Here is a 13672-nt window from a genome sequence, read left to right on the forward strand (position 1 = left end):
AATAATGTTAATGCTTTCTTTTTGAACCATTCCGTTTAGGATTGTTAAAAATTAAGCTTAAATCAATAAATGCCAAGCTTCTGGTATTTATTGATATGCTAATTTAACCAACCTGAATGTTTTTTGTTAAATTGTTGTCAACTAAAACATTGCTAACCATTGAATTCTTGCTACAATCACTTTCATTTTTTAAAAGTGGGGATAAGTTTTGCGTTGCTCATCTTATGGTCTTCACTCGTATCCGCCCAAGATAACCGTATCGTCTTAACAGATGCTGAACGGACTCCTGCCGAGTTTTTCGCTGAATTGGAGAAACAATCAGGGTATTCCTTTTTTTATTTGAAGGAATGGATAGAAAATATCGATGTCAATAAAGCGTATTCCGGCTCTACAATAACCGAGGTGTTGGATGAACTTTTTGCCGATACCAACCTCAACTACTATACTCTGGAAGGGGAGAAACGCATTTTCCTTCTTCAGAATGGAATCATTTATGACGAATTGCCCACGGCTTTCTTAGGTTCACGGGATAGTTTGACTTCGAAAACGAACAATATTGTGGCGAAAAATATCCCTCCGCCTACCTTTTATGCAGAAACGAAGACCCAGGGTACGGACAAATTGCCACTGGTTCGCATTGGCAGGGCCGATGAACAAAATTTAAGGGAAACCTATACCTTATCAGGAAGGGTGGTCAACAACAGAACAGGGGAGCCCATTCCAGATTTGGCCATTAGGGTCAAGGGCAAGGGTATTGTGGCCGTTACCAATGAAGCAGGAAATTATACTTTGGAGTTACCTGCAGGTTATAACGTGATCACAACCAGCGCCATGGGAATCAAGGATTCTGAAAGAGAGGTGATCATGTATAACGATGGTATATTGAACCTTAATTTGGGAGAAAGCCTGGAACAATTGGATGAGGTAATCGTCGAGGCGGATGCCGTTAGCAATGTGGAAGAGGCCATAACCAGTAGCGAAGAAATTGAATCAGAAGAATCTAAGAACATTCCCTTGGTATTGGGGGAGCGCAATATTTTGGAAGTGGCCAAGGCACTACCTGGCATTTCATCGGCTGGCGAAGGAGCGTCCGGACTCAATGTGCGGGGTGGTAAAACGGACCAAAACCTTGTGTTGTTGGATGATGCGGTAATTTACAATCCGACCCATTTCTTCGGTATTTTTCAGGCCTTGAACCCTTTTACTACAGAAAAGGTCAACATTTATAAAGGAGCAGCACCTGTGGAATTCGGGGGTCGACTTTCTTCCGTATTCGACATTGAGACCAAAAACGGGAATGTGGAAAAAATATCAGGAGAAGGCTCCATAGGTCCTGTTACCGGCAATTTGGCTTTGGAAATCCCCTTAAAAAAAGAGGTGTCCTCATTGGTGGTTGGGGCAAGGGGAGCATATGCCGATTGGATTTTGCGCTCCTTGGATGATGAATCTTTGAGCAATAGTGAAGCTTCCTTTTTTGATGGAATTGTAAAATATCATCATCGATTCAATGAAAACAGCGAAGTGCGGGCAACTGCCTATTATAGTAAGGATAAGTTCAGTATCACCTCAGATTCACTTTACAATTATAGTAACCGATTGTTTTCGCTACGTTGGACACATCGGTTAAGCGATAAGAGTAGTGGGGTACTTACAGCGGGTAACAGCGATTATAATTTTGGGATCGATTACGAAAGTGAGGGTAACAATGATTTTGAACTGGATTATGCCATCAACGAATCGGAACTAAAATACAAACTGAGAACCCGTTTGAATGATGACCATGCCTTGGATTATGGTCTTTCGGCCAAATACTATTCCGTAAATCCAGGGGGCATTGCCCCTCAGGGCGATTCCAATGTGGCACCTATTGATATTGATCAAGAGCAGGCATTGGAGGGAGCACTTTTCCTTGGGGATGAGTTTAAGGTTTCCGATAAATTATTGTTGAGTTTGGGGGCCAGGTATATGTTCTATTCCGCCATGGGCAAGGCAACCCAGAACACCTATCAAGAAGGGGCTCCGCGCAATGAGGCCACCGTGCGGGATACGGTCAGTTATGACAGTGGCGAGTTCATCAAAATGTACGGTGGACCAGAAGCACGTATTTCTGCACGATATCTGTTGGCACCTGATTTTTCGGTCAAGGCAAGTTTCAACAACTCCTACCAATTTATCCATACCCTTTCTAACAATACAACAGTTTCCCCGATTGATACCTGGAAATTATCGGATTTGAACATAAAACCTCAAAAAGGGTATCAGGCCACTTTGGGATTCTATAAAAACTTTCAGGACAATATGTTCGAGCTAAGCCTAGAAGGGTATTATAAGATGATGGATGATGTGCTCGACTTTAAGACCGGGGCCGATCTATTGTTGAACGAGAATGTGGAGACAGAAGTATTGCAAGGGGAGGGAAAAGCTTATGGAGTGGAATTTTTGTTGAAGAAGAACAAAGGAGATTTCAATGGGTGGCTCAGTTACACCTATTCCAGGTCATTGTACAAATTTGATGGGGAATACCCTGAGGAGCGCATCAACGATGGGAAATTTTTCCCATCCAATTTTGATAAACCCCATGATGTAAGCTTGATTGCCAACTACAAATTGACAAGGAGGTTCAGCTTTTCCATGAACTTTGCCTATCAAACCGGAAGACCTATTACCTATCCTGTGGGAACCTACCGATTCAATAATGCAGACTATGTCATTTTTAGTGATCGGAACAAGTATCGGATTCCTGATTACTACCGATTAGATTTGGGAGTGAACATTGAAGGCAATCACAAAAAGAACAAATTGGCCCACAGTTTTGTCACCATACAGGTATACAATGTGCTGGGCAGAAACAACCCTTATTCTGTATTTTTTGTAACTGAAGATGGGGAGGTCAAAGCATTGCAAAGTTCCATTTTTGGTGTGCCAATTCCTTCCATAACCTACAATTTCAAGTTCTGATGAAAGCAAGGAGAACCATATATAGAATAATTTTCGGTCTTACCCTTTTAACGGCTTTGGGAGCTTGTATTGATGAGCTGGACATTGAAACCCTTGGAGGGGACGATGCTGATGGGATGCTCGTTGTGGAGGCTGTGTTCACCAACGAGATGAAGACCCAAGCAGTGTATTTGAGTAGGAGTGATGACCGATTGGATTTGGAAACCGATACAACCTATAATAAATATATTCCTGTGGGTACCCGGGCATATGATTCCGTGGTGGTTGAGACAGGGGCCTCGGTAAAGGTATTGGGGGGTAACGGTACGGAATTTGTTTTCACTGAAGGTCAAGGGGGTAGCTATTTTTCCAATGCCCCTTTTGCCCTTGAGATGGGTGTGGACTACTCTTTGGAAATAACGACCAATTCAGGAACGACTTATACCTCTGAAAAAGTAGGGGTAAAAGGTACCTCGGAAATCACTAATGTGTATGCAGAAAGAGCCACAAGCAATAGTGGTGTAGATGGTGTGGCCATCTATATCGACAGTGAGCCTGGGCTGGGCGCTTCGGAATATTATAGGTATACATACGATGAAACCTATAAGATTGTGGCACCGATGTGGAGCCCTGTCGATTTCAAACTAACCAATTACGATCCATGTGCGCTACCAGAACCCACCTATGATTTGGAAATCGTTCCTAGGGAAGTCCAGAATCAAGTTTGCTATAATACGGTATCCTCCAATACTATAGAATTGGCAAGTACTGCCGGAAATCCGGGCTCTAAGGTCTCCAAACAGATGGTTCGGTTTATTGGTAGGGACAATTTTATCATTTCACACAGATATAGTATCCTGGTAAAGCAATTGGTGCAATCGGCCGATGCCTATTCCTATTATGAAACATTGAAGAGTTTATCGCAATCCGAGGATATTTTTTCACAGGTACAGCCCGGTGCCCTATATGCCAATGTAAGTCGAAAGGATGGCAAGGATGAGAATGTATTGGGATATGTGGAAGCTGTGGGTGTTACCGAGAAGCGCTTGTTCTTCAATTTTGAGGATTTGTTCCCGGGAGAGGAACTTCCACCATACCCATATGGTTGTGGCCTTGAAACCGCTCGCGAGTCCCATCTGTCATATTGTTATGCAGGCGAGGGCCTACCAGAGGATTGCCCTCCGTCGGTTATTGAAAGAGTGGACCAAGGACTCATAAGCTATTATGCGCCGTATAGCGAATCACTTGTGCCGAACAGTTCCTGCCCAGGCCCTTATGTTTTTGTTACACGGGTTTGTGGGGATTGCACCTTGTTGGGTGCCAATGTGGTTCCGGAATTTTGGGAAGAATAAGAATGATTAACGGATTGAAACAATAATGACATTCGCCAAAGTAGAGATAGGATTACGAAGTGTAATGTACAGATTTGTCCTGGGGCTAATGATGGTTACGGTAATGAGTGCCTGCTTGGATGAATTGGATATAGAGACTTTGGCCGATGATGGTGCTAACAGAATGCTCGTGGTGGAAGCTGTGCTTACCAATGAACTGAAGACCCAAGAGGTGTTCCTGAGTAGAACGGATAGTAGGTTGGATTTGGAAACGGACACCATTTTTGACCGTAATATCCCAATAGGCATAAGGCCCTACGATTCGGTCAATGTAGAATCTGGAGCCATGGTAAGGGTCCTTGGAAGCAATGGCCAGGACTTTAATTTTACCGAGGGCCGTGAGGGAAGCTATTATTCAGATGAACCCTTTGCTCTACAAAAAGGGACTGATTATACCTTGGAAGTGACCTTGGCTTCTGGGGTATCCTACGTTTCGGACAATGTTGCGGTGTCGGGGACTTCGGATATTACCAATATCTATGCAGAGCGAACGAAAAGCGAATTGGGAGTGGACGGTGTGGCCATATATATAGATAGTAAGCCAGATTCCGGTGAAACGAAATACTATCGGTACACCTATGATGAAACCTATAAAATTGTGGCGCCTTATTGGTCACCTTGGGAGTTTAAGCTCACCAATTATGTTCCTTGTTCCAGTCCCCCCACCTATGATCTTGAGGTGGTACCCCGTGAGGTACAGAATCAGGTTTGCTATAATACGGTGACATCCAATGGTATTGTACAGAACAGCACAGTGGGTAATTCCGGTATCAATGTTTCTAAACAGATGGTGCGCTTTATTGGAAAAGACAACTATATTATTTCCCATAGGTATAGCATTTTGGTTAAACAACATGTGCAATCTGCTGCGGCCTATTCCCACTACGAAATATTAAAGAGTTTTTCACAGTCAGAAGGACTTTTTTCACAGATACAGCCAGGCGCCCTATATGCCAATATGCATAGAAAGGACGGGGCGACCGAGGAAATTTTTGGATATGTGGAGGCTACAGCGGTATCGGAGCGGCGTTTGTTCTTCAATTTTACAGACCTGTTCCCTGCTGAAGAACTTCCCCCATATCCTTATAATTGTGGCCCGTATTCCGCGCTTGAACCGCCACCTCCATGCGGGGGAGATGCAAGTGACTGCCCTCCTTCAGTGGTTGAAGGGGTGGATCAAGGTCTTATAACGTATTATGCACCGTATGATGATGGGATAGTGCCTGTTCCCTTTTGTATTGGCCCCTACGCCTTTACAGTACCTCCATGTGGTGATTGTACCTATTTAGGGAAGAATGTGGTTCCAGATTTTTGGGTTGAATAAAGAACAAATATGAAAAAACAACTGATTTTATTTTTGGCCTTGATAGGGGCGACCATGGCGGTCAGGTCCCAATATGTTATCAAAGATGTTGGCGAATTGATTGACTTGAAAAAACTTGCCCAAGAAAAGGTGTATGTCCATCATACAGGTCCCTTAGTATTTGCTGGGGAATATCTACACTATGCATTTTATTGTTTCAACGCGCAGACCAGTAGGCCTACCAATATAAGTGTTGTAGGGTATGTGGCTTTGGTGAGCGAAGAAGGAAAATATATTTTGGAACAAAAGATAAGGTTGGACAAAGGCCTGTCCCAAGGAGATTTCTTTATCAAAACCGATGTCCCTTCGGGAAATTACAAACTCCTTGGATATACCCAATGGATGAAGAACAATGGTGTTCAGCAAGTTTTTAAAGGTGATATTGTGGTCATCAATCCCTATCAGGTAGATCAAAGCAAGCTCTTGGAGGGCAATTCGCAAGGAGAGGAAACCGGGATATCCAATAAAGAAATGGAAAAACCCAGTGATAGCTCCATAGTCCAGTTGCACTTTGATAAGAAGAACTATGGAACAAGGGAGAAAATTCATTTAGCGGTAAAAAATTATAAAGGTCAGTTAGGGAATGGCAACTACACCGTTAGAGTTCAAAAAAAGGCAACCATACCAACTGCTTCGGCCATGAATGCCATGGAATATGGAACTGCTTATTTTAATGTGGACAAACAGATAGACAAAGAAGTGGGCGATAGCTTGTTTCTTCCTGAGCAAAGGGGGGAACTTTTTTATGGAAAGGCTATGGAAAGGGTTTCTGGAAAACCTGTGGAAGATGTTAGCCTGGCAATGTCCATTCCAGGGGATGAGTTCATACTCAAGTCCACAGTAACCGATAATAGTGGTAGTTTCTACACCTATGTTCGGGAAGAATATAAGGAGCCCAGAGTAATTGTACAGTTTATGGAAGACAGTCCGGGTTTGGAATTGGAATTGGACACGGTGCCCAAGTTGAATGTTTCAGGGGTCACTTTTGACCACTTTAGGCTAAAACCGGAATACGTAAGTGCCATTAAGGAAAGGAGCATTTACAATCAGATAGAGAACCATTTTTTTTCCGTAAAACCCGATTCCGTATTGCTGGGTGATCCCATAGATCCTTTTGGGGGCGCCATACCCGAAGTGATATCTTTGGATGATTATACCCGTTTCCCGACGTTACAGGAAACATTGGTGGAAATATTGGGCTATGTTGGATACCGAAACAATGGAAAAGGGGCAGATTATATCCACATTAATCAAGATGTGAAAGGGTACCAAAAGGAATATGACCAATACCCTGCCATTGTATTGATAGATGGGGTTTTTATTCCAAACCACGAAAGAATTAAAACTTTTGATGCCCGTTTGATCAAATCCATCAGTTTGATCAGGGACAAGTTTAGGCTTTCGGGAAAGGACTATCAGGGAATGATGGAGGTCACCACCTTCGATGGCAATTTTTACGAAACTTACGCGCCTGAATTTGGAATAAATGTTCCTGTCGGAAAACCCTTGCCCAAGAAGAACTATTATCGCCAAAATTATGATGGTGTCGATGCTGGATATCAAAAAATCCCGGATTACCGTTCCTTATTGTTTTGGGAACCCCATGTGGAACTGGAAGGTGATACTTTGGAGTTCGGATTTTACACTTCGGACCTTACTGGGGATTTTGATGTCATCTTGGACGGATTTACCACCTATGGCAAGCCCATAACCGTTTATAAAAGTATTTCGGTACGGGATGAAAGTCAATAACCTATCTTTGGTATATACTCAACCATTATTAAAAATAACATCATGAAAAATCCCTTTCGCGTTCTCGTTTTTAGTTTGATGATAGGAATCACCACCACGACCTTCGCCCAGCAAAAGTTGGATGCTTCCGTCGTGTCGGACCTGCAAAAAACACCAAAATATGCTTTTGGGGTCACCGATGATTTTCATTTTAGGGGTGTTTTGGGAATGTATGACACCTTGGTGGAAAATGGTGTGGAAATTGAGGCTTTCGAGATTGTGGTGAAGGGTAAAATTGTGTCTGAATTGGTCAAGGGATCCGAGTTGGAAACCTTTTTTGAAAAATATCAAGGTAAAGTTCGCGTAAGTGTCTGTAGTATGGCCATGAAGAAATTGAATGTTTCTGCGGACCAATTGTTCAAAGGATTGATTCCGGTGCCAACGGCTTCCATTCGGATGCTACAGTTGCAGGCCAATGGATACAACAGCCTATCTTACTAAGTAATTTATACAACAAAATAAAAAACCTTGCACATTCATGGAATGGCAAGGTTTTCTACTTTTTAGTGACTTATGTCTTGTGACCTCGGCAGGATTCAAACCTGCAACCTTCTGAGCCGTAATCAGATGCGCTATTCAGTTGCGCCACGAGGCCTTTTTAATGGGCTGCAAATATATTTCTTTTTAACTTTATCACAAAACCTTAGCGTACAAAAAAATGGATTTTGCCTCATACATTCGTGATATAGAAGACTTTCCAAAGCCTGGTGTTGTTTTTAAGGACATTACGCCTTTGCTCAAAGATCCACAGGTGTTCCAAAAAGCAGGCGAAGCTTTGTTGGGATTAACCTCTAACATGAAGATCGATAAAGTGGTAGGGGTAGATAGTAGAGGTTTCATTTTTGCGCCTCTATTGGCTACACGTTTGGGCGCAGGTTTCGTTCCTGTACGCAAATCGGGCAAACTCCCCTTTAAGACCTTGTCCGAAACCTACGCCTTGGAATATGGTGAGGATACCTTGGAAATGCATACCGATGCCATCCAGAAGGGAGAAAAGGTGTTGGTCCATGATGATGTTTTGGCAACCGGCGGAACCGCCAGTGCCGTTTGTAAATTGGTAGAAAAATTAGGTGGGGAAGTGGTACAGTGCAATTTTTTGATAGAGCTTACCTTTTTGAAAGGAGCCGAAAAACTGAACGGTTTCCCTATTAAGGCATTACTGCAATATTAACGTTCGTCCAAGGCCTTTGTGGTCACAAAATAACGCCAACCTATAATGGCCAATTGCATTTTGGTCGCCTTGGATAGGTCCAACCCCTTTTTGGAATAGGAAGGCAGTATCGCCTTATTGATCTTAGCCAGTGTCTTGTAGAGCATAGTATCCAAACTAGACTACAAATATAGTCAGGATGATCCTAATGGTCCCAAACACTGTCCGCCGGTTCCGATAATCCAAAAAATGGTTGGCCCAAAGCTTGACATATATAGGGAGGTTTAAATGAAAATAATGGCTATGATGTGGATGAGAATCATAACAAAAAACTTAACAATTGCGATCATGGTTTGATTGATTTAATGGTTAAAAAAACAACTATAAACCGGTTATATTTTTTGAAGATATAATGATAAAAGTCAAGCTTCCAAACATTTAGGCCAAAATCTATACAATTGCATACAAGATTGTAGTTAAAAAAACACTTAGCTCCTACGATAGTAATGTTATTCCTTGTAAAAAGTTATAAAATATAATTTTAAAATGTAATATCTATTACAGATTGATACATTTGTAGGAGTGTTTTAGGGGTCAATTTAAAAACCAAGGGACGTTTCGTTTAAAAATGGGGCATTTTTGGCCTTTCCGTTTTTTTGAGACACAAAAAAACCGCCAGATTTCTGACGGTTCCAACTCAAATTTTGGGTCGTTTAAATCAAGTTTAGTTGCCTTTTTTGGTCGTGATCACCACAACACCATCCTTGGCTTTTTTACCATATTTTTTGATAGCTTCATCTCCTTTGAAAACTTCCATGCTTTTAATGGTATCGGGGGAAAGTTTTCTTATTTCCTCAGCTTTCACTTTTTTGCCATCCAAATAATAAAGAGGTTCTTCACCATCATCAGTATTAATAAAAAAGAAACTACCGTTATTTCCCATAACTTCAATGTCATCCTCGTCATCGGAGTCTTTTACGATAAAAACATGCTTTCCTTTTTTAACCACACTTTTTTTATCCGTATCCCTGATCACCATGAAATTTTTCCCATCACCATCTTCCTCAATCTGGATTTCAACTTTCTTTTTTACATGACCATCTTTTGAATGGATTATAATTCCGTTTTCATCTTCCCCAAATTCGTCAACATCCACATTAATTTCCATTTCTTCAAATTCTTCAGGGCTGACCTCTTTACCATTGACTATGATTTTTTTGGTACCATCCACTTTTTTAATGATAATATCTTTTTCATCATCAGTGGTCCAATGGATTTTGTCCCCGTCCATTTTGTGGATTTTAATTTTCTTATGTGCCATGCTGCCAAAGGACACCAGATTGGCATCATCATCGTACAAAACAGCCACAGGATCAATAGGGCCATCAGAATTGGTGGTATAGTTGCCACTGAATTTCTCCCCTTTGCCGTTCTTACCGCTTAGTTGCAACGAAAGTTCCACAATTTCCTTGTTGTCGTTCCTAACTGCGGTGTAGCTAAAGTCTATACCATCCTTGGCCAGGTCGCTTTTGATTTTGTCCAACTCGTCATTGGAGGTATCCTTATCAATGGTAAGTTCCACTGATTTGTCCTCCAACGCACTTTCAATGCCGTCCTCGTTGGTGTACTGGTATACGTTTTCTATACTGAAACTGACAAGGAAAAGTCCCAACAAGGGTAGCACCAATAAAGTTTTAAAGACACTGATTCTTTTTGATTGATTTTGATTTAACATGACTATTCGTTTTTTGATTAATGAATTATAGAATGAATTGGTAAGCCTAAAATTTTGATGGTCCACAGCCTGTTTCAACATGAGGTACTGGTAGTCCTTTTTGTCGGCAGCATTTTCAAGCGTGTGCTTATCCGCTAAAAACTCCAGATTTTGTTTAATGGCCGGTTTGTAGAGCCATAATACCGGGTTGAACCAGAATACGATCTTTAATAGTTCCAACAAAAGAATATCTAAAGTGTGGAATTGTCTGGCATGTACTTTTTCATGGGCCAACACCGTATTCAATTCTGTTGGACTGAATAACTTCGGATTATAAAACAAGTAGTTGAAGAATGAAAAAGGGGTAATCTTTTTCTCTGTTTCTACATGTAGATATGGATGTTCCCGCCACATTTTGGCTTGGGCTGCCAGTTTTTTTAAGGAGCTCAACTGTAAAAGAAAACGAACCAAAAGTACCAAACAGACCAAAAGGTAGATGCCGAGCAAAATATTTTCAAGTGTGAAAGCAGTTTCCACAGGGTTTGCCAATGTGTTGGTTTGATTTCCTGTTGAAGCATTGATGATCAAAGGTTTAGTGGCAACAATGGTTCGTTGGATCTTAATCAAGGGAAAAATCAAGGATAACACCAAACCGGACAGAAGGAACAGCCTGTTTTCAGTAAAAAAGGTATCCCGCTTCAGGAACAGATGATAAATGGCCAAAAATCCACCGGAAATCAAGACTGACTGCGCTAAATAGGTAAATATGGACTCCATTACTTCTTCTTTTCGATTAAATCAATGATTTCTTTCAGTTCTTCTACCGAAATTTTTTCCTCGTTGGCAAAATAGGATACCAAACTTTTATAGGAATCGTCATAATAATCGGCAATGGCGGCGTTCACATACTTTTTCCGATAGTTTTCCTTGGTAACGGTTGGAAAGTAGCGATGGGTGTTTCCAAAAGCCTCATACCCTACAAACCCTTTTTCCTGTAGGTTCCTTACAATAGTGGAAAGGGTGTTGTAATGGGGCTTTTCCCCTTCAATTTCTTCAAGGATTTCTTTTACGAAGGCTTTTTTCATCTTCCAAAGAATCTTCATTACCTCCTCTTCCTTGTTGGTCAATTTTTGCATGTTCAACAATTTGATGACCCAAACATAGTACTAATAACATAGTTAAACAACTATTTTTGTAGTTTGTTAACTATTTTTATAGTTTTCATTGTGAAATGGTCCTTTTTTTAGACGGTAATCTTCCGTTATCTTTGTGCCAAGTTATATTCTTTGGGAAATCTACTATTTATTGTTTTGGGCCTTGCACTCCTGATTTTTGGGGGCAATTGGTTGTTGAAATCAGCTGTGGCCCTGTCCCTGAGACTGGCCATACCCAAAATCGTGATTGGTATGACGGTGGTTTCCTTTGCCACCTCTGCCCCTGAACTTATTGTAAGTGTGAAGGCTGCGCTGGACGGTTTTCCTGATCTGGCCTTGGGCAACGTAGTAGGCTCCAATATTGCCAATTTAGGGTTGGTGCTGTCCATAACGGTGATTATGGGAAGTATTGATGTTCGGAAGGGATTCTATGCCACGGACTGGCCCATGATGATGGTTTCTTCCTTCCTGTTTTTTGGCTTTATTTATTTTGATGGTGTTCTGCAACGCTATGAAGGCATCATCATGGTGGCTTTGTTGTTTGTTTTCCTGGTTTATTTATTAAGGTATCAAAAGCCAGCTGTTGTGGATGAAATGCCAGAAGACGATGTAATCCTGCCTTTGTATAAGATTGCCTTGTTTTTGGGAGTGGGAGGGGTAGCGCTTTGGGGAGGCTCCGAATTACTCATTAAAGGAGCGGTTGGCATGGCCTCTACCTTTGGTGTCAGCGATCGGGTCATTGGAATTACCGTGGTTTCGGTCGGCACCAGTATACCAGAGTTGGCTGCTTCCGTTATTGCCGTGTTGAAAAAGGAAAAAGCCATTTCGCTTGGGAACCTGATAGGTTCCAACATCTTCAATTTGCTGGCTGTTTTGGGTATTACCTCCATCATCACACCCATTACTGTAATGGATCAAGGGTTATTGACCAGTGATATTTTCTGGATGCTTGGGATTTCCTTCCTGATTTTACCTTTGGTATTCTTTCCGAAGGGACTTCGTTTGGGTTGGAGGGATGGGATATTTTTGTTGGCGGTCTATGCCGTTTTCGTCTATATGACCCTAAAATAAAAACCGCCCCAGTGAGCGGGACGGTTTTCATCTATAATCAACAACTAATTTATTTACAACTTATACTTTGGCGGATTTTACCGTTTTGATGATACGGGCCGCAACTTTGTATGGATCGGCGTTAGAAGCAGGTCTTCTGTCTTCCAACCAACCTTTCCATCCTTTTTCAACGGTCATGATAGGAATCCTGATAGAAGCACCCCTGTCGGAAACACCGTATTTGAAATCTTTGATGGAAGCGGTTTCGTGTCTTCCGGTCAAACGCTGATCGTTATAGGCGCCGTAAACGGCAATGTGCTCAGCGGTAACAGGTCTGAATGCCTCACAAATTTTCTCATATGTTTCTTTGGAACCACAAGTTCTCAAAGTAGTGTTGGAGAAGTTGGCGTGCATACCGGAACCGTTCCAATCCCCTTTGATAGGTTTTGGGTGGTATTCAATGTAGAAACCATAATCTTCGGTCAATCTGTCCAAAAGATAACGGGCGGCCCAAACTTGGTCACCAGCAGATTTACCACCTTTAGCAAAAATCTGGAATTCCCACTGTCCACAGGCAACTTCTTGGTTGATACCTTCAAAGTTGATTCCAGCTTCAAGGCACATATCGGCATGGCGCTCAACCAAATCCCTTCCGTGTGTATTTTTACCACCTACGGAGCAATAGTATAAACCTTGGGGGCCTGGGTACCCATTGATGGGGAAACCAAGTGGCAATTGGGTTCTAGTGTCCATGATGAAGTATTCTTGCTCGAATCCGAACCAGAAATCATCATTTTCATCATCGATGGTAGCCCTAGAGTTGGTCTCGTGTGGGGTCCCGTCTGGGTTCAAAACCTCGGCGATTACCAAATACCCATTGATCCTTCCTGGATCTGGGAAAATGGCAACAGGCTTAAGCAAGCAATCTGAAGAACCTCCCTCTGCTTGTTCAGTGGAACTTCCGTCGAATGACCAAATTGGACAATCTTCCAACTTTCCGCTGAAATTATCTTCAATCTTTGTTTTGCTCCTCATGTTGGCGGTAGGTTGATAACCGTCCAACCAGATATACTCTAATTTTGATTTGCTCATAATTCTGGTAGTTAATTGTTCTCAAAAGTA

The 13672-nt window shown here is 41.9% G+C and carries 11 protein-coding genes and 1 tRNA gene; 7 read left to right on the top strand and 5 right to left on the bottom strand.

Annotated elements, in window-relative coordinates; translation table 11 throughout:
* Positions 1-195: 195 nt before the first annotated feature.
* The 5 genes from LKX84_RS01400 (at position 196) to LKX84_RS01420 (ending at position 7923) form a co-directional block, all read left to right on the top strand.
* The gene (locus LKX84_RS01400; RefSeq protein WP_228235293.1) at positions 196-2958 is read left to right on the top strand and encodes a TonB-dependent receptor; all 2763 of its coding nucleotides are present in this window, start codon (positions 196-198) and stop codon (positions 2956-2958) included.
* Complete coding sequence (locus LKX84_RS01405; protein ID WP_228235295.1) at positions 2958-4289, top strand: DUF4249 domain-containing protein; 1332 nt, start codon at positions 2958-2960, stop codon at positions 4287-4289. The genes LKX84_RS01400 and LKX84_RS01405 overlap by 1 nt, the downstream gene beginning before the upstream one ends.
* A 64-nt stretch (positions 4290-4353) precedes the next feature.
* On the top strand, positions 4354-5652 hold the full coding sequence (locus LKX84_RS01410) for a DUF4249 domain-containing protein (protein ID WP_228235297.1): 1299 nt from the start codon (positions 4354-4356) through the stop codon (positions 5650-5652).
* A gap of 9 nt (positions 5653-5661) precedes the next feature.
* Positions 5662-7443, top strand: a complete 1782-nt coding sequence (locus LKX84_RS01415; protein WP_228235305.1) for a hypothetical protein — start codon at positions 5662-5664, stop codon at positions 7441-7443.
* 42 nt (positions 7444-7485) lie between these two features.
* Positions 7486-7923, top strand: coding sequence for a DsrE family protein (locus LKX84_RS01420; protein ID WP_228235307.1), 438 nt, complete (start codon positions 7486-7488; stop codon positions 7921-7923).
* Between the two features lie 80 nt (positions 7924-8003).
* Here the strand turns inward: LKX84_RS01420 and LKX84_RS01425 are convergent.
* Positions 8004-8077, bottom strand: a tRNA-Arg gene (locus LKX84_RS01425).
* Positions 8078-8140: 63 nt separating this feature from the next.
* Here LKX84_RS01425 and LKX84_RS01430 point away from each other — a divergent pair.
* Entirely contained in the window at positions 8141-8653 is a 513-nt protein-coding gene (locus LKX84_RS01430; RefSeq protein WP_228235309.1) for an adenine phosphoribosyltransferase, read from the top strand.
* On the opposite strand, the gene LKX84_RS01435 is transcribed toward LKX84_RS01430, so the two are convergent.
* The 3 genes from LKX84_RS01435 to LKX84_RS01445 form a co-directional block, all read right to left on the bottom strand.
* Positions 8650-8799: an SsrA-binding protein gene (locus tag LKX84_RS01435; RefSeq protein ID WP_228235310.1), complete on the bottom strand. Its 150-nt coding sequence runs from the start codon at positions 8797-8799 to the stop codon at positions 8650-8652. The two genes, LKX84_RS01430 and LKX84_RS01435, sit on opposite strands and share 4 nt — an antisense overlap.
* 557 nt (positions 8800-9356) lie before the next feature.
* Entirely contained in the window at positions 9357-11123 is a 1767-nt protein-coding gene (locus LKX84_RS01440) for a M56 family metallopeptidase (RefSeq protein WP_228235311.1), read from the bottom strand.
* Positions 11123-11482: a BlaI/MecI/CopY family transcriptional regulator gene (locus LKX84_RS01445; RefSeq protein WP_228235312.1), complete on the bottom strand. Its 360-nt coding sequence runs from the start codon at positions 11480-11482 to the stop codon at positions 11123-11125. Before LKX84_RS01445 ends, LKX84_RS01440 begins: the two co-directional genes overlap by 1 nt.
* 150 nt (positions 11483-11632) lie before the next feature.
* On the opposite strand from LKX84_RS01445, the gene LKX84_RS01450 reads away from it, so the two are divergent.
* Positions 11633-12571: a calcium/sodium antiporter gene (locus LKX84_RS01450; protein WP_228235313.1), complete on the top strand. Its 939-nt coding sequence runs from the start codon at positions 11633-11635 to the stop codon at positions 12569-12571.
* 60 nt (positions 12572-12631) lie between these two features.
* Here LKX84_RS01450 and LKX84_RS01455 read toward each other — a convergent pair whose 3' ends face one another.
* Positions 12632-13642 (bottom strand): glutamine synthetase beta-grasp domain-containing protein, encoded by a 1011-nt coding sequence (locus tag LKX84_RS01455; protein WP_228235314.1) that lies wholly within the window; start codon positions 13640-13642, stop codon positions 12632-12634.
* Positions 13643-13672: the final 30 nt, after the last annotated feature.

This window comes from Allomuricauda sp. M10 (genome assembly GCF_020782875.1).
Classification (GTDB): domain Bacteria; phylum Bacteroidota; class Bacteroidia; order Flavobacteriales; family Flavobacteriaceae; genus Flagellimonas.